We start from the raw sequence: 20,979 nt of genomic DNA on the forward strand, positions 1-20,979 counted from the left end.
AACCGGCGCGCGCTGGACGGGCCTTTCTATCCTCCCCGGCGCGCGGGCGCGGCCCGCAAGTGGCCGCGCCCACCGCGCGAGGGACGACTGAGCGACTGCAAGGAGCGAAGGAGTCGGTTGGGGAGGCGTGTGGTTCGCGGTTGCGGTGCTGTGCGGTGCGGTCTTCATTGGTTCAAGCCTGAAGCTAGCGTCTCCGAATCGTCGCGGTGCTGTGGCGGTGCGTCCCGAGTCGTCGCGGTGGAGAGCGGTCACGCCGCAGGGAGTAGCGTCCACCGGAGCGCGGAGCAACAGAAATAATTCTTAAAGAACGAAATAGAATCTGATGAGGAAACTCAAACCACGGAAGGTAGATATATAGATTGTCGAAGCGACTCCGCCGTCAACCTACAACAACACGCGCTCCAACTCCACCACTAGTCCCGCCTCTGCATCAGCATCGCCGACCATCCGGCCCAAGCACACCGCCGCGTCGTCGGGTGTGAAGCACGCGACCAACTGCCCGTCGTCCGCTTCCTCAGACTCCAACACGCCCGGCGCGTACACCTGTGCTCCCTGCGCCACCTCTTCGGCGGCGCTCGGCGCGACGGTGACTGCCGGAAGGTGGGCCAGCGCGCGCTCGGCCGGTTGGACCGCCTCGCGTAGCCAGTCGTCCGTTTCGTCCTCGCGCCATCTGGCCAACCCATCGGCGAAGTCCTCCATCGTCACCAGCGTCGAGTCGTCGAAGGGGTCCGTTCCGGTCCGGCGCAGGTGGCCCATGTGCGCGCCGGTGCCGAGCGCCAGACCGATGTCGTGACAGAGCTTCCGGATGTAGGTGCCGCTCTCGCACCGAATCCGCAGGAGCGCCTGCCGGTCCCGGACCTCTAGCAGGTCGAGGTCGTACACCTCCCGGACGCGGAGTCGGCGCGCCACCGCGCTCTTGCGCGGGGGCTTCTGGTAGAGCGGTCCCTCGAACTCCGAGACGACGGCCTTGATGTCTCCCGGCGGGTCGTCGTGGAGTTCCAACACCGTGACGTACTCCTTGGCACCCTCCAGAAACACCTGCGAGAGGCGAGTTGCCGCGCCGGTCAGCACCGGCAGACAGCCGGTGACTTTCGGGTCGAGCGTCCCGGCGTGGGCGGCCTGTTCGACCCCGGCTAGGTCCCGCACCCACGCCGCGACCTGATGGGCCGAGGGACCGGGCGGTTTGTCGAGGTTCACGACGCCGAACGCGAGCAGTTCGTCGGGCGACCGTTCGTCGGGAGGTCGGCGGAGCATGGCGTCAGAAGTCGTAGGTCGCGTCCACGGGGTACTTGCCTTCGTCGGTCGCGGCGTCGTAGTCGCCCACGGCGGTCACGAGCATCTCCAGCACCGAATCGGCGTCCCACCGCGCGGTGTTGACCGAGAGGTCGTAGATAGTCAGGTCGGTGATGTCGATGTCGTAGTACTCGGCGTAGCGGTCGGCCTCGCTCCCCTGCCGTGCGGCGGTCTCCTCGCGGGTCTCCTCGACCGACTTGTCCTCGCGGTCGGCGATGCGTTCGGCGCGCACCGAGAGCGGCGCGTCGAGCCAGATTCGGAAGTCGGCGTGGTCGCCCGCAAGCCACCCGGCGAGTCGGGACTCCAGCACCACGTCGTCGCGTTCGGCCGCAATCGACCGGAGTCGCCGGTCCAAGTCGCGGTCGATTTGGTCGTCTTCCTCCGCGAGTTTGTTGAACTCCAGCGTCGTGTAGCCTCGCTCGTCGGCGAGTTCCCGGAAGATGTCCCCGCCGCTAACGTGGTCGAGGTCGAGCGCCTCGGCCAGTTTGGAGGCGGTCGTACTCTTGCCGCTCCCCGGCGGTCCAGACACGGTAATTAGCATATCCCATCTCGGAGCGGGGGTATGAAAGAGGTTTTGAACTTGCGTCATCCGGCAGTGGATTCGCCGCCCGGCGACGGCACGCCGTCGCCGGGCGGGAGCTTCGAGAGACACCGTGACGGTGACGCGAAGAAAAAAACGGAACCCGACCTCACGTCGGGGTCGTCTGGATGTTCAGCGCCTTCCGGAGGACCTGCGTGAAACTCATCGAGCAGAGGAAGTACCAGACAATCCAGAGCTGCATCGGGCCGAGGACCTTCGTCGTCCAGCGCGCTTCGCCGATGAGGGGCGCGACGATGGTCCACTCGCCCGAGGAGACGTGGCCGTCCAGCACCATCCAGTATATCCAGAGGAACACCGGGATGGTGAAGAACATCGTCCACACCATCGGGCGGAACTGCTCTTTGAACATGCCCAACTGGTCGCCCATGGCGTCCATCTGCTCCTCCCGAATCTGTTCGAGGGCCTCGTCGTCGCCGCGCTCTTTGGCCTGCTTGCGCTTCTCCTGAATCGCCTTCATGCGCTCCTGATACGCGCTCATCTTCTCCATGTCCATCAGGTTCGCTTGCAGGAGGGTGGTGAACAGCCCCGTCAGTACCGCCACGACCAACACGACCATGTAGAAGGGCACCACGCCGTCGATGGGACCCAACAGCAAGTCCACGGTGCCCCCGACGACGTCCCGAACCGCCGTCTGGGAGTAGCCGAGGAACAGTCCGGCGGCACCGACGGCCGCCAGTTTGTCCCACTTGGTCCACGACGACTCGTCGGCGTCGAGGTCGTCGGCGTCGGTGTCGGTCGTGACCGTGGTCGTCGTCGGTTCGTCGTCCAGCGCCGTCTCGACGGCGGCGGGGTCGGCGAGTCGGAACTCGTCGCCGACGCTCTCCAACACGTCCTTTTCGATGAGGCGACCCCACTGGCCGCTCGTGAGTTCGTCGTTCACGTCGGCCCACTCGATGCGGTCCGAGCCGCCGTCGGTGCGGTCGTAGACGACCGCTAAGGCGTCGGCCATCGCCGGGTCGTCGGCGATGAGCGACTCGATTTTGTCCGCGGTCCGTGCCATTGTGGACGATTTGGAATCCCCCGGTTAATCAAGTTTCGCTCTCGTGTGCGACTCGTTTCGAATCGTCGGCTCGCCGGGACTGTCAGACGACCGGCACTCGGAACGGACGAGGCACGTCTTAGCCACGTTTCCGCTTCGCAGAACGCAGGATAGTTCTGACGTGATGGGCGTTTCCGTAGACGTGATGGGCGTTTCCGTAGAGGTCTGTGCGCTGGCGCGGCGCGTGCGCCGCGCCAGCGTGAGTCGGAAACAGTGTGCGAAACAGAAAGAAGTGTGCGAACCGAAAACAGCGTGCAAAACAGAAAGAAGTGCGCGACACCAAAACTACGAAAAGACGCGGCTCTCAGGCGTGTTCTTCGAGGGCCATCTTCACGTCGTCCCACACCTCGTCGGGGGTCTGTTCGCCGTCGATGCGGACCAGACTCCCAACGTCGTCGTAGAACTCTACGACCGGCGCGGTGTTCTCCTCGTAGACCCGGATTCGCTCGCGGGCGGTCTCCTCGGTGTCGTCCTCGCGCTGATAGAGGTCGCCGCCGCACTTGTCGCAGACGCCCTCTTCCTCCGGCGGATTGAAATCGACGTGGTAGGCCGCGCCGCACTCCTCGCAGACCCGACGGCCGGTCAGTCGCTCGACCAGTACGTCCTCGTCCACGTCGAGGTAGAGAACTGCGTCGAGGGTCGTGATGTCCGAGAGGTGTTCGGCTTGGTCGAGGTTTCGGGGGTAGCCGTCCAGCACGTAGCCGTCGGCGTCCGACAGCGCCTTTTCGACGATTTCGTTGACCACTTCGTCGGGGACGAGTTCGCCTTGGTCCATGTACTCGCCCGGCGTGTCGTACTCCAAGCCGAGGTGTCCGATGTCCATCTGCTTGTTCGACCGGAGGGCGTCACCCGTCGTGACGTGTTCGACGCCGAACTCCTCGACGATGCGGTCGCTCTGGGTTCCTTTGCCTGCGCCCGGCGCGCCGAGTATCAGAACGTGCGGGTTCATGTCTGCAACTCCATCGCCCTCGCATAAAGGCTTAAAGAAAGCGGACAGCGTGACCCGGTTTAGTCAGCACTCACACACGTCGAGACGACCCCGGCAAGTTTTTGATTTGGCCCTGATTATGCACGGCCATGCTTACGGTGCGGGCCCCGGCGACGACGGCGAATCTCGGCAGTGGCTTCGACGTGTTCGGGGCGGCGTTGACCCGCCCCGCGGACGTGGTGCGGGTCGAACGAGCGAGCGAGACCACCATCGAAGTGACCGGCGCGGGCGCGGAGTACGTCCCGACCGACCCGGCGGAGAACACCGCGGGCGTGGTCGCCCGCGAACTCGACGCGCCCGCTCACATCCGAATCGACAAAGGAGTTCGACCCTCGTCGGGTCTCGGTTCGTCGGCCGCCAGCGCCGCTGGTGCGGCGGTCGCGCTGAACGAACTCTACGACCGGGGACTCTCCCGCGAGGAACTCGTCTGGCTTGCGGCCGAGGGCGAGGCGGTCGTCTCGGGCGAGGCCCACGCCGACAACGTGGCCCCCTCGATTCTGGGCGGGTTCACCGTCGTCACCGACGCGGGCATCACGACAATCGACGCCGACCTGCCGGTCGTGGTCTGCCTGCCCGAGACTGTCGTCTCGACCCGCGACGCCCGCCGCGTCGTTCCCGAGTCGGTCGAGATGGACCAGATGGTCGAGACGGTGGGCAACGCCTCGACGCTGGTCGCGGGGATGTGTCGGGACGACCCCGAACTCGTCGGTCGGGGCCTGACCGACCCCGTAGTCACACCTGCCCGCGCGGAACTCATCGACGGCTACGACGCGGTGGCCGAGGCCGCGAGCGAGGCAGGCGCGACCGGCGTCACCGTCTCTGGCGCGGGTCCGGGCGTCTTGGCGGTGTGTCGCCGCCGCGGTCAGCGCCGGGCCGTCGCCTCGGCGATGGTCGGCGCGTTCGAGGACGCTGGGGTGGATGCGTGCGCCTACCAGACCGAAATCGGGGATGGGGCGGAACTCCATCGCGCGTAGCGCAAAAAAGAGAATTCGTTAGGAAACCCGCGTTCAGTTCCCGCGGCCCTGCAACTTCTCGTCTTCGGGCAGGTCGGCGTTTGCCTCGCCTTTCATGCCCGACCCGATGTTCTTGCTGATGGACGCGAGTCGCTCGGGGTCGTCCCAGTTGTTCGTCGCCTCCACGATGGCGTCGGCCATCGCCTCGGGGTCCTCGGCACCGAAGATGCCCGACCCGACGAAGATGCCGTCGCACCCGTGGTGCATCATCAGCGCGGCGTCCGCGGGCGTGGCGATGCCGCCCGCCGCGAAGTTGACGACCGGGAGGCGACCCTCCTCGGCAGTCTCGTGGACGAGTGGAGCGGGGGCCTCGATTTCGCGGGCGAAGGCCTCGCGCTCTTCCTTGGTCATGCCCTCGATTTTGCGAATCGCGCCCTTGATGGCGCGCTGGTGGTGGACCGCCTGATTCACGTCGCCGGTGCCCGCTTCGCCCTTCGTGCGAATCATCGCCGCGCCCTCCTCGATGCGGCGCAGGGCCTCGCCGAGGTTGCGCGCGCCGCAGACGAACGGCGAGGTGAACTCGCGCTTGTCGATGTGGTAGCGGTCGTCGGCGGGCGTCAGCACCTCCGACTCGTCTATCATGTCCACGCCGACCGCCTCCAGAATCTCGGCCTCCTTGGTGTGGCCGATTCGGGACTTGCCCATCACCGGGATGGACACCTCGTCGATGATTTCCTCCACGTCGGCGGGGTCGGCCATCCGCGCGACGCCGCCGCGCTTGCGGATGTCGGCCGGAACCGCTTCCAGCGCCATCACCGCGACGGCACCCGCGTCCTCGGCGATGCGGGCCTGCTCGCGGTTCACCACGTCCATGATGACGCCGCCCTTCTGCATCCGAGCGAACCCGCGCTTGACGAGTTCGCTACCTCGCTTGAGTTGCTCGATGTCGGTTTCTTCGGCCATGTCTGGAAATGAGAACGCGACGGGTTAATGCGTACCGATTGGTCGTAGCAACGACTCACGGAAGAAGTTCGAAGGCGGGGACTACGGCGCTGGACGTTCGATAAACCCGAAAGCAGGGACTAAACGTGAAAGTTCGACCGCTGATACTGTTTAACCGTGTCTAGCGCGTCTTCGTACTCTTCTCGGGAGACGCAGTCGTTGCAGTCGTCACGGCTGTAGTCGGCGATAGTCTTCATCGCCTCCTGATACTCTTCGCCACGACTCTCGAAGGTGTCCCGTCGTTCTTTGAGCTTTGTTTCTTTCATCCGTCCCCCTCCGATTCGTGTCCATGCCTTGGACGGCACCGGTTAAAAGTTTTGTTACATTTATACTTCTGAACTACTCTTATCGATTACGTAGCCACGTCCACACGCGCGAGAATGTCGGATTTCCCAAATATCCCTTTTCAATTACGTCCTCTATCGAGTCTCCGACCATCGTTTTGACGAGCGAACCCTTCACGTCTTCCGGCATATCGTGCAACGAGATGTTGTCTTCGTCGATTTCGTCGTCGTAGATGACAGTCGAGAGGTACTGTTGCATCTCCGTCGCAGTGCGGGGAAATTCGTCCACGATGTCGCTGTACGTGTTGATTATCAAACTAACGAGCAGAGCGATACCAATCATCCCGTATCCGCCGAGTAGAAACGAGACCCACTTCGAGGGACTCGTAGCCCCGACACTACCTAGAGTTACCCACGCTTGAAGATTTCCGACAAAGGTACCAGTAGCTATACTTCCGAGTATCGAGAACAGAACTGCGGTCATCGAGTAGCCGACGATGACGAAGAAGTGCTGAGTGATGGCTACGTCGAGTGCGACTAGCGTGATGAATTCTCGTCTGAAGAGTTTCGAACTCGATTCGCCGGTCGAATCTTTGAGCAGGAAGAGTAGTGTAGGAAACAAGAGGATAGCACCGATGATGGTTTTAAGTATAGTCTTCCGCACTCGGCTCGTGACAGTTTTGAGTAAGAGAATCACCATTCCGGTGAACAGAAACGAGAGAAGACAGACTGCCGCCGCCACTAACAGAGCCGTTGCGTAAACCGACCGAAGTAACATCGTTTATGATAAGAAAGAACATAGACAATATATGTGTCGGAATAGACTATTTCTAGACATCGGAAGAATCGGAACCGGCAAGGATTTGCCGCGACCGTCCGACGGTCGGCATATGTCCGTGCCGCTCCCCGACCGGGCCGACCTGCCGCGATACGTCGCCCCCCTGCCGGAGTCGCTGGAGGACTTCGCCCTCCGGTTCGCGTGGGTCATCGTCGCGGTCAACCTCGCCGGGACCGCGTTCGGTTTCTGGTACTACGGCTTCCACCCGCTTCCGCTGTCGGACCCCCTCGTCACGTGGCAGTTCGCGGTCGAACCGCCGGTGATGTGGCCGTTCGTCCCCGACAGTCCGGTGGCGACGTTCTTCATCGCGGCCAGCCTCGCGCTCTGGAAACTCGGCCGGAACTCGGAGGTGGTCAACGCGCTGGCCTTTTTCGGGTGTCTCAAACTCGGTCTCTGGACGCCGTTCACCCTGCTGGCGTTCATGGAGGGGTTCTCGTACAACTCGGTGCTGATGTACAACTTCCTGTTCTGGAGCCACCTCGGGATGGTCGCCGAGGCGTTCCTGATTCATCGGTACAGCGACTTCCCGGTCGGCGCGGTGTTCGTCGCGGTGGTCTGGTACCTCTTCAACGACGTGGTGGACTACTTCCTCCCCGTCGTCGGCACCCCCCACCACACCGCGCTTCCGGGCCAAGAAGTGCTTGAGACGGTGCGCGGGTTCTCCCACCCCTCGCCGACCCACGAAATCGCGGCGGCCGGAGCCGTCGTGATTACGGTCGCGGCGACGTTTCTGGCGCTCTCGACGCGGGTGAAGAAGTTGGAAGCGAGACTGTAGTTACGCCCTGTCGGACCCGTCAAGAACGTCGCCGTTGGCGTGCGCTCGGACCCACAACTCGCCGATTCGGGACAGGCGTGTCCGGTAGGACTTCCCGTGTTCCTCCTGTTCGATGTACCCTTTCCCGCCCGGTCCCAACCTATCGACGTTGTAGATGACCTTCGAGCGAAAGCTGTCGGTGTACTCCTCGTCGAGTTCGCTGGCGAGGGCTTCGGCGAGTTCCGAGACCGACTCGAACTCCCCTTCCTCGCCGAGTTTGAACAGGATGACCTCTTCGAAGGGTTTGACGTTGGAGAACGAGGCGACCGGAATCTCGGCGATGTGGCCGTCGCCGACGCGCTTCGCGCCGATAGTGGTGCCCCGCTCGTCGAACTCCGAGAGGAGGCCGCGGGCGCTGTCGAGGCGCTGTTCGACGCGCTCGTCCGTGACCTCGCCGGGCGCGTCGGTCCCGGTCCTGCCGGAGAGGTCTTCGAGCAGGTCAACCTGTCGGCGGAGTTCCTCGGCGAGTTCGGTTTCGAGGTACTTCTCCGGGGCGGTGTAGTAGGTGTGAATCTTCTCGCGGTCCTGCTCGCGTTCGACCATCACGGAGTGGGCCGCGGTCGCAAACGCGAAACTGACGGTCCGGGGCATCGCCGAGATGTTGACCCACACCTCGCGGCCCTCGTCCAACTCCGCGTTGATGAGGTCGTAGGCCTGTTCGAAGGCGGCGTCGTAGTCGTACACGTCGGCGACGACGACTCGCTCGGTGGTCGCACCGAGCAGGTTCCGGAAGTCCTGTTCCAACTTCTGAGAGAGGTTCTGAGAGTACTCGACGTTGGCCTCGCTCCCGACCGCACCCTCCAGCAGGATAACGCGGTCCACGTCCAACTGGTCGCGCACGAGGGGCGCGATGAGCCGGTCGTAGTCGAACCCGACCGGAACGATGTGGGTTTGCATGTGCGACTGTAGCGCCGTAGGGGGGTTAAACCCCAAGCTTTCGCGGTACTCGACGGCGCTACTGGAAAGGAGGCCACCGAAAGCGCGCCCGGCCGACCAGACCACCGGCAAAAGCTCGACCGCCCAACCACCGCGGGTGGGATAAAGGGGCCGCCTGCTCGCGGGCCGTCGGCCCGTGGTCGTCTGAGCGACCCCTCTCTGAGGTGAGCGCCAGCGAACCGAAGAGATGTCGCTCAGCGACCGCCGGGAGACGAACCGCGGTTCCAACTTCCGCGGTGCGAGAAGCACCGACAAATCCGCCTCACCGAAGAACCGCCACCTTTACCCACTACTCCGACACCACTAAACCCGAATGAGTCTCCGAAGCGCAGTCGCCGCCCCGTTCCAGCAGAAGGGCACCGAATCGATGCCCGAGAGCGAGTTCGTCGTCGCGCTGTCGCTGGACCGCGACTGGTTCTCGCCCGACCAAGCCGAGCGTCTCATCGACGTGGCGGCCGGACAGGGCCTGCTGGCCCGGAGCGACGGCGAGGTGGTCGCGGAGTTCGACGCCGACGAGGTGGAGATTCCCGAGGAGTTCGTCCCCGACGAGTCCATCCTACAGGAGCAATCGACGTTCGAGAAGTTGCTCGACAAGGTGGTCTCGGCCGGGACCGACAAACAGACCGCGGTGGCCGAAATCAACGAACTCCAGAGTCGCCTCGGCGTGACCATCGAAGCCGCGGCGGTGGTGTACGCCCGGCGGCGCGGCGTGGACGCGAGCGCGGAGGCCGCCGACGCGCGAGAGGAGTTGAAAGCGGACTAGACGCGAGCGACTGCGAAGCGGGGTCCGGCGGGACGAGCGACCGCACACCGGAGTTCGAGCGGTGACCCGAATCCGGAGCCTTTTGACCGGGTAGGCCCAACCCGACTCCGTGAACGAAGAGGCAATCCCGACCGGATGCGGACCGCTCGACGACCTGCTGGGCGGCGGATTCGAGACCGGAACCGTGACGCAGGTGTACGGGCCGCCCGCGGCCGGAAAGACAAACGTCGCGCTCGGCGCGGCGGTCGAAGTCGCCGCCGAGGGCGACACCGCGGTCTACATCGACACCGAGGGACTGTCGCTGGCGCGGTTCGAGCAGGTCGCCGAGGCCCGAGCGGACGGCACCGACGCCGACATCGAAGCCCTGACCTCCCGCATCATCGTCAAGGAGGCCTACGACTTCGCCGAGCAGGAGGAGGCCGTCCGGGACACCGCCGAACTCGCCGAACGCGCCGACCTCGTGGTCCTCGACAGCGCGACCGGGTTCTACCGACTCGAACGCGCCGAGGACGAGGAGGGCGGCGAGGCCCTCCGGGAAGTCGCCAGTCAGGTCACCCACCTCCTCTCGCTGGCCCGGAAACACGACCTCGCGGTCGTCCTCACGAATCAGGTCTACACCGACCCGGACGGTGACCGCGCCCGACCGCTCGGGGGCCACACCCTCGAACACTGGACCGGCACCGTGGTCCGCATCGAGCGATTCCGCGGCGGCAACCGGCGCGCGACCCTCGAAAAGCACCGCGCCAGACCCGCGGGCGAGAAAGCCCAGTTCCGGATTACCGACGCCGGAATCGAAGGCGTCGAGGACGTGCCCGGCGTCTGAACTACCAACTAGAAGACTACTACTCACTAACATATAGGCCCCCGCCCCGGTTCCCGGCGAGTTCGAACGGCCGGGTCTCACATGTGCGGCGGGGTCGAACCTCCGGCGGGGTTCGAGAGATGAACTGTCCCGTCCCCGTTCGACCGTATCGCCCCTCCGAATCGACGCCGCCGCGGGAGGTTCCGAGATGACGCGCCGCCTCGTCGTGGCCGCCCTCGCGTGTTCGCTCGTCCTGTCGGGATGCCTCGGCGGGTCCGCGGGCGCGCCCGAAACGACCACTGTCTCCGAGACGACCACGCCCGAGACGGCTCCGGCCACCGTCGAAACGCCGACGACGGACGCCGCGACGACCGAAGTCGCCACGACCCGGACGACCGACGCCGCCCCGCGCCACCGCACCTACGAGACGCCCGAAGCGCTCGCGGCGAACGCCTCGTTCTCGGTTCCCGACCCCGAGGTCCCGAGCCGGTTCGCCTTCGAGAGCGGTATCGTGATGGAACTCGCCGACAGCGAGTACGTCGCCGCGGCCTACCACGACGCCGAGAACGGGAGTCTGGAAAACGTCCTCTCGGCTCGGAAGGCCGAGAACGAGTCGGCCGACGACCTGACCGCCGGAAACGCGACGACCGTCGGCGACCACGACGCGCGCTACGTCGCCGAGGACTCCGGCGGGAAATTCCTCTGGGAGTGCGACGGCTACGTCTATCGCGTCAGCGTCCAGCAGTTCACCGACGAGTTCGGCGAAGCGGAGTTGCGCGCAGTCGCCGAGTCGGTCGCCTGCGAGTAAGAATTACTCGTCTACGAGAACCGCGTTCACGTTACCGGTCTGGCCGGGTCGGGAGGTGACGCGGGCCTTTCCTTCGCTGGTCTCGATGAGCGCGCCCTTGGTCACGATGTTCCGTCGGACGTAGTTCGGGTTGGCGTCGTTCTCCACGACATCCTCGATTTCGGCCTCGACGGTTTCGCCGTCGATGGCGACGCTGGCGACATCCGTCGAGAGTGCGCGGACCTTCTGGGTGTTGCCGCGGGTGTCGGTGGTCCGGAGTCGGGACTCGCCGACGGTGGTCTCGGTGGGTTCACGGCCCAGTTCGTGCTTCTTCTTCTTGCTGGACGGTCGGAGTCGGCCGCCGGTACGCTTGCGCGTGGAGCCTCCTTGGTCTTTCATACCCGAGAAATCGGCTACGGGCGTACTTATATCCAACGTATCACGGGGAACTCGATTTCGGCGGGGAGGACGGGGGAGAAACGGACGACAACCGGTCGAATCGAAGAGGAAAATTCTTCGAAACGGCCGACTGTTGTGCTATTTCCTTATTCTTAAGTGCGTCCGATACCGACCATCTACCAGAGGGAGTGGTAATCGATGCCAGACGGAGCTACGACCGAAGAGCGCGTGAGCGTCTCGCAGGTGATGGACCGAATCCCGGTGGGACGATTCCACCGACGACTACTCGCAATCTGCGGGAGCGCGTGGGCGTTCGACGGCATGGAGGTCATCATCATCAGCTTCACGCTCCCGGTCCTCATCTCGGCGTGGGGGCTGTCGGGTCTCTCGGCCGGACTGCTCGGGAGCGCCAGCCTGATGGGAATGATAGCCGGAAACTGGGCGTGGGGCTGGTACGCCGACGAGCGCGGGCGAATCGACGCCTTCCAGTGGACCGTCCTCACCTACTCGCTGTTCGCCGGTCTGACCGCGTTCGCTACCGGCTTTTACTCCGGGTTCGCGCTCCGGTTCCTGACCGGCGTGGGACTGGGCGGCGCGCTCGCGGTTGACACTTCCTATCTCTCCGAACACCTGCCGACCGACCGGCGGGGACGCTATCTGGTCTATCTGGACGCCTTCTGGCCGCTCGGAAACGTCTTCGCCGTCGGACTCGCGTGGCTTTTCCTCTCGGCGCTCCCCACCGGCGGCACCGTCGGGGTCCCCCTCCTCGGCGAAGTCGCGGGGTGGCGACTCCTGTTCGCGAGCGCGGCGTTCCCGGCCCTGCTGGTGTTCGTCATCCGGAGCCAACTCCGCGAGACGCCCTACTACCTCGCCCGGAAGGGCGACGTGGACGGGGCCAACGACCGCATCCGGGCCATCGCCGAGGAGAACGGCGAGGAGTTCACTCCCATCACGGCCGAGTCGGTCGAAATCCGCGAGTCGGCGAGTTACGCTCGCCTTTTCAAGTCCGACCTCCGCAAACGCACCGTCACGATAGCCCTCGCGTGGTTCGCCATCAACTTCGGCTACTACGGCGTATTCATCTGGCTCCCCCAGACGGTCGGCGCGGCGGGCGTCGTCGAGAGCGTCACCCTCGCTGGCACGACGATAGAGGGCATCTACCTCTACTTCCTGCTCATCGCGCTGGTCCAGTTCCCCGGCTACTTCAGCGCGGCCTACCTCGTGGAGAAAATCGGGCGCAAGCCCACGCTCGGGAGCTATCTCGCGCTCTCGGGGCTGTTCACCTTCGTCTTCGCGGCGTCGATGCCCAACGTCTCGCTGTTCGGTGCCGGGTTCTCGGGGTTCTGGCCGTTCCTCGGCGGTCTGCTCGCGGCGAGTTTCTTCACGCTCGGCGCGTGGGGTGCCATCTACGCCTACACGCCCGAACTCTTCCCGACGGAGGTCCGGGCGACGGGCAACGGGTTCGCTGGCGGCGTCGGTAAAATCGGTGCGGTCGTCGGACCGATTCTGGCGGGCGCGCTGGTGGAAGTCGGCTACCTCGCCGCGCTCGCGCCCCTCGCAGTCGCGTTCGTCCTCGGCGGACTCGTCGTCTTTGCCTTCGGACGCGAGACGATGGGCGAACCGCTGTTCTGAGACCCATTCCTATTGCTTTTAGAAATGAAAATATTTGTCTAGCAAATTTTCAGTTAGCTCCCCGGTCGGGACCACTGCGACCGACCGAGCCTCCGGTTCGCTCGTGATTCGACCGGAGGAACTTACGTCTGCGCACCGAACGTCCGGACATGGGCTGGGTACGGGAGTTCTCCTTCGACCGCGAACGCCTCGCGTGGTGGCTGGTCGCCGCCGGGTTAGCCGTCGCGGTGGGCTACGTCGTCTCGTCGTTCCTCGGCACGTTCCTGCTCGGGTTGTTCGTCTACTACGCGACTCGGCCGATGTACCGGCGACTGCTCGGCCGGGTGCGCCAACCGACGCTGACCGCGGCCGCGGCGCTCCTCGGACTCGCGCTTCCGGGACTGGTTCTGCTCGGGTACACCATCGTCGTCAGCGTCCGCGAGTTGAGTTCGCTGGCGGGAATCGGCTTCGCGGAGTTCGAAGGCGTTCTCGGTCCCTACGTGGACACCTCGCTGTTGCTCGACCCGCAGAAGTTGCTCGGAATCGTGCAGGCCAACCCCCAGCAGTTCGTCACCGACCGCGGCGCTGACGCCGCCCGCGAGATTCTCGAATCGGTCGTCGCGGTCCTCGGCGTCCTCGCAAGCACCGCGCTCGGAATCATCATCGTGCTGGTGGTCGCGTTCTACCTGCTCCGGGACGACCACCGACTCGCGGCGTGGTTCCGCACGGAAGTCGCGGGCAGAGACAGTCCGACCGTCGCGTTCGCGCGGGCCGTGGACGACGACCTCGAAACCGTCTACTTCGGCAACATCCTGACGGCGTTCGTCATCGGCGTCGTGGCCGCCGTCGTCTACAACCTCCTCGATACGGTGGCTCCGGCCGTGGTCTCGGTCCCGTCGCCGACGCTTCTCGGCTTGCTGACCGGTCTCGCAAGCCTCGTCCCGGTCGTCGGGATGAAACTCGTCTACGTCCCGCTCGGAATCGTGCTGGCGGTCGTCGCGGGCGTCTCGGACCCGACCCTGCTGTGGTTCCCGGCGGTCTTCCTGCTGGTGGCGTTCGTCGTGGTGGACACGGTTCCGGAACTCGTCTTGCGGCCGTACGTCTCGGGCGGGGACCTCCACACCGGTTTGGTGATGCTCGCGTACGTCCTCGGACCGGTGCTGTTCGGGTGGTACGGACTCTTCCTCGGCCCCCTCTTGCTCGTGTTAGTCGTCCACTTCGTTCGCGTCATCGTGCCCGAGTTGGTCGAACGCGACGAGTTCGATGTCGAGTCCGACACCACCGACTCCGGCGTGCCTTCCGGTTCGTCAGGCCGCCGCGCTCACGCTCGCCCGCCCGTCGCGGCGCTCGCGCGCCGCGAGCGCTCCCCCGACGGCGGGTCGGGCAGTAGCCTCTCGGACGGCGGGTCCGAGCAGGCGACCGGCGACGAGTCGGCGTAGGCTTACTCGCGCTTCTCGAAGACCGGCGTCCCGGCGTTTCCGGTGTCCGCGTACCCGCGGCGGCGAAGCGCGAACAGAATTTCGCTCAGCGCGCACTCGCCCGACAGAAGCGGGTCGCCGCTCTCGGTGAATTCGGCGCTCGCCCGGTTCAACTCGTCGAGCGCGAACCGCTCGCCGACCTCGTGGAGGGTCTCGCCGACCACCGCGTCGTTCTCGTCGGGTTCGTAGGCTTCGACTTTCGCGGCCACGCGGTCGGCCACGTCGTCGTAGGTGCGCCGACCCGACCGCTCGGGGTCCCGAATCTCCTTGGCGTACTCCAGCATGCGCCTGCTCTCTGCGACCGCCTCGTCCCAGTGTTCGACCGCCCACGCCGCGAGGTCCGGCAGTTCCTCGATGGTCCCGGCGAGTTCGTAGTCCCGCGGGATGGCGTCGTAAATCCACGGCTGGTTTCGCGCTATCAGGACCTGTCCGCTCCCGGCCTGTTCGAACCACGTCCGGGCCAGCGTCTCGTACTCGGTGGCGGAGATGCAGAGGTCGCCCATCCGGAGCGCGGTCTCGAACTCCTCGCGGGAGGCCTTCGGGTAGGTCTCGACCCACGGCAGGTCGGCGTACTCGTCGGGAATCTGGCTCATGCTGGTCATCACGGTCCGAACGCCGAACCGGTCGTGGAGCATCTCGGCGATGTCCATCACGGTGCCGACCTGCTTTTTGTCCCAGATGGACCCCGCGACGTGGAGCCACTGGGGTTCGTCGGCGTAGTCGGCGTCGAACCGCGAGAAGTCGATGGGACTGCCGGTCTGGACCGCCTCGTCTATCGCCCGGTCCACGACCGACTCCTGCATGAACTCGTGGCCGTGGTCGCGCAGTCCGTCCACGTCGATGGCGGCCTTGAACCACATCCCGTCGGAGAGGACCGACTCGCTGATTTCGGTCTCGCGCTGGAACTCGTTTCGCCACCCGGTGTTGGCGTACTTGAACGGGAGTTGGAGGTCGTGGACGTTGGCGACAATATCGACGGGCCACGGGTGGCCGACCCGGTGGCCGTCGAGGGCGCACAGCCACTTGTAGAGGTCCGCGCGCCCGCGCCGGAGTTGGTCTATCACCACGTCCACGTAGCCCAACTGGTCGTAGGTCGCCTCCGCGAGCGCCTCCAGTTGGTCCTCGCTGTATCCGGACTCGGTGAACGCGCCTTGGTGTCGGCGACCGTGCATGAACGGTTCGGTCTCGGCGAGCGTCACGCGCTCGCGGTCGGCGAGGACGTACTCGGGGTCGTAGTCGGCCACCTCCGGCGGCGCGAGCAACCAGTAGACGTGGAGGTCGGGGTCTACGTCCAACCACTCTTCGACCCACACCACCGCGTCGTTGAGGGTGCCGTTGGCCGTCGCGTCGTCGGGTCGGTAGAGTTCGGGAGTGATGAGTACGCGCATGAATCCCTTCCTCTCGAAAACGGGAGACGGACCCTTGAATCTATGTCCGTGACACGAACTACCGCGGACGCGCTCGGTGGGGCAGACCACCGGGACGCGCTCGGGCACGCAAACCACCGGCGAACGCCCGGCCGACCAGCCGACAGGGGCGAACAAAGGGGCCGCCCGCTCGCGTTCACTGTAGTCGCCTGACCGACCCCTCTCGGAGGTGAGCGCCAGCGAACCGGAGGAATGTCGGTCAGCGTCCGCGAGCGGGCGGGGGATTTCGAAACCGTCTTCGCCACGATACCCTCGGTGGCAGTGGCGGTGCGGAGCGGTCCCGAACCACCCGACGCCGACCGAACCACCACAATCACCCACGACGCGGGGTCACGACAACCGATTTACCGCGCCGCGGCGAAACACCGCCATGCGCTCGGCGATTCAACTCTACACGCTCCGCGAACTGAACGACTCACTGCCCGACCTGCTCCGGCGCGTCGGCGACACCGCCTTCGAGGGCGTCGAGTTCGCCGGACTCGGAGACGCCGACATCGAGGAAGTCCAGAACGCGCTGGACGACGCCGGACTCGACGTTGCCGCGGCCCACGTCGGCATCGAGGACCTCGAAGCGGACCTCGACGGCGTGGCCGAGACCTACGCGGCCCTCGACTGCGAGCGCATCGTCGTCCCGTACCTCGACGCCGCCGCGTTCGCCAGCGAACAGGCCGTCGCCGACACCGCGCGCAGACTGACCGAACTCGGCGCGCGACTCGACGACCGCGGCGTCTCGCTTGGCTATCACAACCACGACCACGAGTTCGCCGACCTCGGCGGCGGGTCGGCCTTCGAGACGCTGGCCGAGGAGACCGACTTCGCCCTCGAACTCGACGTAGGGTGGGCCACCGCCGCGGGGTACGACCCCGTGGACCTGCTCGGGTCGCTCCGCGGGCGCGTCCCGCTTGTCCACCTGAAGGACGTGTCGGGCACCACGCCGGTCGAACTCGGCGACGGGGACCTCGAAATCGACGCCTGCGTCCGGGCGGCGCGCGAGGCCGGAACCGAGTGGCTGGTCTACGAACACGACGACCCAGACGACCCCGCCGCGTCGCTCGAACACGGCGCGGAGACGCTGGCGGACCTGCTCGACTAATCTCCCTCTCGCTCGCGCTCGAACGCGACTCCGACCACGAACCCGAACCCGACCAGCCCCCACCCGAGCGCCGCCGCCGCGAGGTTCTGGCCGCCGTCGATTCCCTGCAAGAGGCTCAGCGTCCCGAACGTCGTGACGCCCGCGAGCGCGCCGCTGGCCCAGTTGCCGCCCGACCCCCACAGCGCCCCGGGGTACCGGAGCGCGACGGCGGTGCCGACGGCGTACACCTGCGCGACCCCGGCGAACAGAATCAGGTGGCGCTCCGGGCGCGGCGTGAGGACGACGACCCCGGCGGTCACGGCGGCGGCGACGACAAGCGCGACGGCGTAGCGGAGAGCGCGGCGCATGACGGCGATGGTCGGCCCGCGGGAGTGAGCGTTTCGGTTCCAGACGCCCACGCGAAAACGCTTATCTCGCGCTCGTCCGAATCGAGCGCCATGCCCGGCGTGCCCTCCCGCGAACGCCTCACCTCGATTCCGCCCCGCAAGCGCCTGCCCGCCCTCCTGTTGGTCCTCGCGGCAGTGGCTCTCGCGGCGTCGAGCGCGTGGGTCGTCTACGACGACTTTCGGCCCTACTACTCGCTGACGGTTACGCAGGTCGGCGCGACTCCCGACGACGCCGACGTTCTCGACGCCCGAAACCTCCCGACGGAGGCCGAAATCGCCTTCGAGCAGGCACGCGACGGGGGCCACGTCGTCCACGAGCGACCCGAGTGGCTGGACACCTTCCCGCTGTACGACTCGGTGTACGTCCGGGCCGACGGAACCGTCTACGAACTCTGGGCGCGCTCGGACGGCTTGGACGGGATTTCGCTCGTGCTGGCAGTTCCCGCTGTCGCGCTCGCCCTCGGTCTCGGCGGCGTCGGCGCGTGGTCCTACCGCCGCGAGAAGGTTCGAGTCCCACTGACGATTCTCGCGGGTCTCTGCACGGCCCTCGCGGTGAGTCTCGGGTGGCCGTTCCCCGGGACGCTGTTCGTAGCGGGACTCGGCATCGGCCCGGCCAAGACCGCGATTTTCGCGGCGCTCGCGGCGTCGGTCGGGACGTGGCGGGGTCTGGGTCGGCGGAGTCTCGCGTGACCGTGCCGACTCGTCGGAGTCGGCACGGTCACGTTCGGCGAGGGACGACGCTCACCCGAAGTCGCCGCCGGGGACGAACGTTGGCGTCCCCGGATTCCCGTCGTCCCGGTAGCCCAGCGACCGGAGGGCGTACACGAGGTCCGCGATTGGAACATCCGCACCGACGCGCTCCGGTAACTCGTCCAGCGGAGCCTCGTCCCCGCCGTCGAACTCCGAGGCGGCCGCCTCCACGTTTCGGCGGGTTTCGGCGTCCTCGAACGCCGAAACCCGCCGCTCGACTCGCTCGCGGAGGTCCCGGTAGGTCCTCCCGCCGCACTGCTCGGGACCGCGGACCGCTCGAACGTGTTCGACCATCCGGCGGTTCTCGGCGACCGCTTCGTCCCAGTTCCGGACCGCCCGGACCGCGAGCGTTTCGAGGTGCGCGAGGTCCCCCGCGAGTCGGTAGTCGCCGGGCACGCAGTCGTAGGCCCACGGTTCGTCCCGAATCACGAGGACCTGCCCGCTTCCGGCCTGCTCGAACGGCGTCCGGGGCATCGTCTCGTGGTCGGAGGCACAGATTGCGATGTCGCCGGTTTCGAGCGCCGCCTCGCGCTCGCGGGAACACTCCGGGTAGGCGTCCACGAACCGGGTAGGCGTCCACGAACTCGCGGTCGGCCATCCCCTCGGGAATCGGGTCCATGTGGGTCATCAGCGTCCGAATCCCGAACTCGTCGTACAGCGTCTCGGCGGCGTCCGGCACCACGTCCAGATTCTTCTTGCCCCATCCCGACCCCGCGACGTGAAGCCACTCAGGGTCGTCGGCGTAGCACTCCTCGAAGTCGCCGAAGTCGAGCGGACTCCCAGTCTCGAGCGCGTCTGCCAGCGTCTCGTCCGGGAACTTCTCGCCGAAGAGTTCGGGGTCGTAGTCGGCCACCTCCGGCGGCGCGAGCAGTCGACGTGGAGATGCGGGTCGCGTTCCACCCACTCCGCGACCAACTGCACCGCGTCGTTGAGGGTGCCGTTGGCCGTCGCGTCGTCGGGGCGGTAGAGTTCGGGAACGAAGAGGACGCGCATTCGCTGACCGCCACGATTGACGACGGAGGCGGCCTTTACCGTGACGGCCGGAACTAGCCCGGTATCAACTTGTAGTAATACTTTTCACGTAAACAGTTCTGCTGACGACAGGTATTTCAGTCGGGACGTGTGATTTTAAAACATCCATGGCCGCGCCGCTCATGGACACATCATCATCACGCCCCGACACGGGGCAGTTCACTACACATGGACGACACAGCCAAATACGTTATTCACGCCGACATCACCGCCGATGGGGTGGTAGAACGGAGTGATGTCGTCGGTGCGGTCTTCGGGCAGACCGAAGGCTTACTCGGCGACGACTTGGACCTCCGGGACCTCCAGCAGTCATCGAAACTCGGACGCATCGACGTAAACATCGACAGCGAAAACGGACAGTCGTTCGGGACCATCACCATCGCGTCGAGTCTCGACAAAGTAGAAACCTCCATCCTCGCCGCCGCGTTGGAGACCATCAGTCGGGTGGGTCCCTGCCGGGCCACCGTCTCCACCGGGAGCATCGAGGACGTGCGCGCCGCCAAGCGCCGGAAGGTCGTGGACCGCGCAAAGCAACTCCTCTCGGAGTCGTTCGACGAGGACGTGATGACCTCCCGCGAGATTCTCGAAGAGGTCCGCCAGAGCGTCCGCGTCGAGGACATCGTGGAGTACGAGGGCCTTCCCGCGGGACCGCGCGTCGAAGACAGCGACGCCATCATCGTGGTCGAGGGTCGCTCGGACGTGCTGAACCTCCTGCGCTACGGCGTCAAGAACGCCGTCGCCGTCGAGGGGACCAACGTCCCCGACGCGGTGGCCGAACTCACCCAGAGCAGGACCGTCACCGCCTTCCTCGACGGGGACCGCGGGGGCGACCTCATCCGGAAGGAACTCGCGCAGGTCGGCGACATCGACTACGTGGCGTTCGCGCCCGCGAACAAGTCGGTCGAGGACCTCGCGCGCCACGAAGTCATGTCCGCGCTCCGGAGCAAGCGCCCCTTCGAGGAGTCGATGGTCGGCGAGGAGTCCGACGACTCCGAGGCGGCCGACGACTCCGCGGACCCCGCGGACGCCGACGCGACTGACCCCGACCCGGCGTCGGCCACCGCCGCGAGCGAGGCAGGTCCCGCCGCGACCGACGGGAGCGCCCGCCCCGCGCCCGAGACCGAAGAGGGCGTCGGAACGAGCGGTCCCGCGACCCCGGACGCCGAACCACAATCACCGAGCGCGGAGTCGGCGGTAGCCGACGCCGAGTCCATCGACTCCGACATCGCCGACGCGGTGCGGGAGTCGGAGGGGACCGACCCGATGGACGGTCCCGAAGTCATCGACGACCCCGAGGCGCTGGCGGGCGAGGCGGACGACGGCGAAGTCGAGACCGAGACGACGGACGCCGAGGACGACGAACCTGCCGCGACCGACTCGCAGGCCGACGCCGAACCCGCGACCCTGCGGGGACAGGTCGAGAGCGTCGTGGACGCCGAGACCGGTACCGCCCGCTTGGTGAGCGAGTCGTTCGAGACCCTCGCGGAGGTAGCGGCCGAGAACGCCTTCGAAGCGGTCGAGAGCGCCGACGAAGTTCCCTACGCGGTGGTCGTAGACGGGACGCTCGACCAGCGACTCCTTGACGTGTCGGCCCAGCGCGGGGTCGGACAGGTCGTCGCCCGCGAGTTCGGCGAGTTCGTCAAGCGACCCGCGGACGTGCGGATTCGGACCGCCGAGCAGTTCTGAAGTCCGCGCCGCCTCCG

General features: G+C 66.0%; 23 protein-coding genes. 11 read left to right on the forward strand and 12 right to left on the reverse strand.

Annotated features, from left to right (window positions below; genetic code table 11):
• Positions 1-384: 384 nt before the first annotated feature.
• The 4 genes from P2T60_RS12345 to P2T60_RS12360 form a co-directional block, all read right to left on the reverse strand.
• Complete coding sequence (locus tag P2T60_RS12345) at positions 385-1,254, reverse strand: RNA-guided pseudouridylation complex pseudouridine synthase subunit Cbf5 (RefSeq protein ID WP_276279552.1); 870 nt, start codon at positions 1,252-1,254, stop codon at positions 385-387.
• A 4-nt stretch (positions 1,255-1,258) separates the two neighbouring features.
• Complete coding sequence (gene cmk, locus P2T60_RS12350) at positions 1,259-1,834, reverse strand: (d)CMP kinase (RefSeq protein WP_276279553.1); 576 nt, start codon at positions 1,832-1,834, stop codon at positions 1,259-1,261.
• A gap of 148 nt (positions 1,835-1,982) precedes the next feature.
• A complete protein-coding gene (locus tag P2T60_RS12355) occupies positions 1,983-2,894 on the reverse strand; it encodes a DUF106 domain-containing protein (protein ID WP_276279554.1) in 912 nt (303 codons plus the stop codon).
• Positions 2,895-3,237: 343 nt separating this feature from the next.
• On the reverse strand, positions 3,238-3,882 hold the full coding sequence (locus P2T60_RS12360; protein ID WP_276279555.1) for an adenylate kinase: 645 nt from the start codon (positions 3,880-3,882) through the stop codon (positions 3,238-3,240).
• A gap of 128 nt (positions 3,883-4,010) precedes the next feature.
• Here P2T60_RS12360 and P2T60_RS12365 point away from each other — a divergent pair, with 128 nt between their 5' ends.
• Positions 4,011-4,895: a homoserine kinase gene (locus P2T60_RS12365; protein ID WP_276279556.1), complete on the forward strand. Its 885-nt coding sequence runs from the start codon at positions 4,011-4,013 to the stop codon at positions 4,893-4,895.
• A 33-nt stretch (positions 4,896-4,928) separates the two neighbouring features.
• On the opposite strand, the gene pdxS is transcribed toward P2T60_RS12365, so the two are convergent.
• From pdxS to P2T60_RS12380, 3 genes are all read right to left on the reverse strand, one after another.
• Positions 4,929-5,837: a pyridoxal 5'-phosphate synthase lyase subunit PdxS gene (gene pdxS / locus P2T60_RS12370; RefSeq protein ID WP_276279557.1), complete on the reverse strand. Its 909-nt coding sequence runs from the start codon at positions 5,835-5,837 to the stop codon at positions 4,929-4,931.
• A gap of 119 nt (positions 5,838-5,956) precedes the next feature.
• Complete coding sequence (locus tag P2T60_RS12375; RefSeq protein WP_276279558.1) at positions 5,957-6,142, reverse strand: hypothetical protein; 186 nt, start codon at positions 6,140-6,142, stop codon at positions 5,957-5,959.
• 79 nt (positions 6,143-6,221) lie between these two features.
• The gene (locus tag P2T60_RS12380; RefSeq protein ID WP_276279559.1) at positions 6,222-6,938 is read right to left on the reverse strand and encodes a hypothetical protein; all 717 of its coding nucleotides are present in this window, start codon (positions 6,936-6,938) and stop codon (positions 6,222-6,224) included.
• A 112-nt stretch (positions 6,939-7,050) separates the two neighbouring features.
• On the opposite strand from P2T60_RS12380, the gene P2T60_RS12385 reads away from it, so the two are divergent.
• Positions 7,051-7,773: a DUF1405 domain-containing protein gene (locus P2T60_RS12385; RefSeq protein WP_276279560.1), complete on the forward strand. Its 723-nt coding sequence runs from the start codon at positions 7,051-7,053 to the stop codon at positions 7,771-7,773.
• On the opposite strand, the gene P2T60_RS12390 is transcribed toward P2T60_RS12385, so the two are convergent.
• Complete coding sequence (locus P2T60_RS12390; RefSeq protein WP_276279561.1) at positions 7,774-8,709, reverse strand: HFX_2341 family transcriptional regulator; 936 nt, start codon at positions 8,707-8,709, stop codon at positions 7,774-7,776.
• Between the two features lie 352 nt (positions 8,710-9,061).
• Between P2T60_RS12390 and P2T60_RS12395 the strand changes: the two genes are divergently transcribed.
• From P2T60_RS12395 to P2T60_RS12405, 3 genes are all read left to right on the forward strand, one after another.
• Positions 9,062-9,511 (forward strand): DUF2240 family protein, encoded by a 450-nt coding sequence (locus P2T60_RS12395; RefSeq protein ID WP_276279562.1) that lies wholly within the window; start codon positions 9,062-9,064, stop codon positions 9,509-9,511.
• A gap of 109 nt (positions 9,512-9,620) precedes the next feature.
• Positions 9,621-10,334, forward strand: coding sequence for a DNA repair and recombination protein RadB (radB, locus tag P2T60_RS12400; RefSeq protein WP_276279563.1), 714 nt, complete (start codon positions 9,621-9,623; stop codon positions 10,332-10,334).
• A 187-nt stretch (positions 10,335-10,521) separates the two neighbouring features.
• Positions 10,522-11,121 (forward strand): hypothetical protein, encoded by a 600-nt coding sequence (locus P2T60_RS12405; RefSeq protein WP_276279564.1) that lies wholly within the window; start codon positions 10,522-10,524, stop codon positions 11,119-11,121.
• A 3-nt stretch (positions 11,122-11,124) separates the two neighbouring features.
• On the opposite strand, the gene P2T60_RS12410 is transcribed toward P2T60_RS12405, so the two are convergent.
• Complete coding sequence (locus P2T60_RS12410; protein ID WP_276279565.1) at positions 11,125-11,499, reverse strand: 30S ribosomal protein S8e; 375 nt, start codon at positions 11,497-11,499, stop codon at positions 11,125-11,127.
• 198 nt (positions 11,500-11,697) lie between these two features.
• Here P2T60_RS12410 and P2T60_RS12415 point away from each other — a divergent pair, with 198 nt between their 5' ends.
• Both P2T60_RS12415 and P2T60_RS12420 read left to right on the forward strand, forming a co-directional pair.
• Positions 11,698-13,131 carry an MFS transporter gene (locus P2T60_RS12415; RefSeq protein WP_276279566.1) on the forward strand — a complete coding sequence of 478 codons (1,434 nt, stop codon included), beginning with the start codon at positions 11,698-11,700 and terminating at the stop codon, positions 13,129-13,131.
• A gap of 149 nt (positions 13,132-13,280) precedes the next feature.
• Positions 13,281-14,549, forward strand: a complete 1,269-nt coding sequence (locus P2T60_RS12420) for an AI-2E family transporter (RefSeq protein ID WP_276279567.1) — start codon at positions 13,281-13,283, stop codon at positions 14,547-14,549.
• Between the two features lie 2 nt (positions 14,550-14,551).
• On the opposite strand, the gene P2T60_RS12425 is transcribed toward P2T60_RS12420, so the two are convergent.
• The gene (locus tag P2T60_RS12425) at positions 14,552-15,976 is read right to left on the reverse strand and encodes a hypothetical protein (RefSeq protein WP_276279568.1); all 1,425 of its coding nucleotides are present in this window, start codon (positions 15,974-15,976) and stop codon (positions 14,552-14,554) included.
• Between the two features lie 409 nt (positions 15,977-16,385).
• Between P2T60_RS12425 and P2T60_RS12430 the strand changes: the two genes are divergently transcribed.
• Positions 16,386-17,108 (forward strand): sugar phosphate isomerase/epimerase family protein, encoded by a 723-nt coding sequence (locus P2T60_RS12430; protein WP_276279569.1) that lies wholly within the window; start codon positions 16,386-16,388, stop codon positions 17,106-17,108.
• Here the strand turns inward: P2T60_RS12430 and P2T60_RS12435 are convergent.
• Positions 17,105-17,506 carry a hypothetical protein gene (locus P2T60_RS12435; protein WP_276279570.1) on the reverse strand — a complete coding sequence of 134 codons (402 nt, stop codon included), beginning with the start codon at positions 17,504-17,506 and terminating at the stop codon, positions 17,105-17,107. The two genes, P2T60_RS12430 and P2T60_RS12435, sit on opposite strands and share 4 nt — an antisense overlap.
• Before the next feature lie 39 nt (positions 17,507-17,545).
• Here P2T60_RS12435 and P2T60_RS12440 point away from each other — a divergent pair, with 39 nt between their 5' ends.
• Positions 17,546-18,184, forward strand: coding sequence for a DUF7979 domain-containing protein (locus P2T60_RS12440; RefSeq protein ID WP_276279571.1), 639 nt, complete (start codon positions 17,546-17,548; stop codon positions 18,182-18,184).
• 51 nt (positions 18,185-18,235) lie between these two features.
• On the opposite strand, the gene P2T60_RS12445 is transcribed toward P2T60_RS12440, so the two are convergent.
• Entirely contained in the window at positions 18,236-18,805 is a 570-nt protein-coding gene (locus tag P2T60_RS12445) for a hypothetical protein (RefSeq protein ID WP_276279572.1), read from the reverse strand.
• Between the two features lie 157 nt (positions 18,806-18,962).
• Between P2T60_RS12445 and P2T60_RS12450 the strand changes: the two genes are divergently transcribed.
• Together P2T60_RS12450 and dnaG are read left to right on the forward strand one after the other, a co-directional pair.
• On the forward strand, positions 18,963-19,211 hold the full coding sequence (locus P2T60_RS12450) for a hypothetical protein (protein ID WP_276279573.1): 249 nt from the start codon (positions 18,963-18,965) through the stop codon (positions 19,209-19,211).
• A 233-nt stretch (positions 19,212-19,444) separates the two neighbouring features.
• The gene (gene dnaG / locus P2T60_RS12455; RefSeq protein ID WP_276279574.1) at positions 19,445-20,962 is read left to right on the forward strand and encodes a DNA primase DnaG; all 1,518 of its coding nucleotides are present in this window, start codon (positions 19,445-19,447) and stop codon (positions 20,960-20,962) included.
• Positions 20,963-20,979 lie beyond the last annotated feature (17 nt).

It is taken from the genome of Halorussus caseinilyticus, from assembly GCF_029338395.1.
Classification (GTDB): Archaea; Halobacteriota; Halobacteria; order Halobacteriales; family Haladaptataceae; genus Halorussus; species Halorussus caseinilyticus.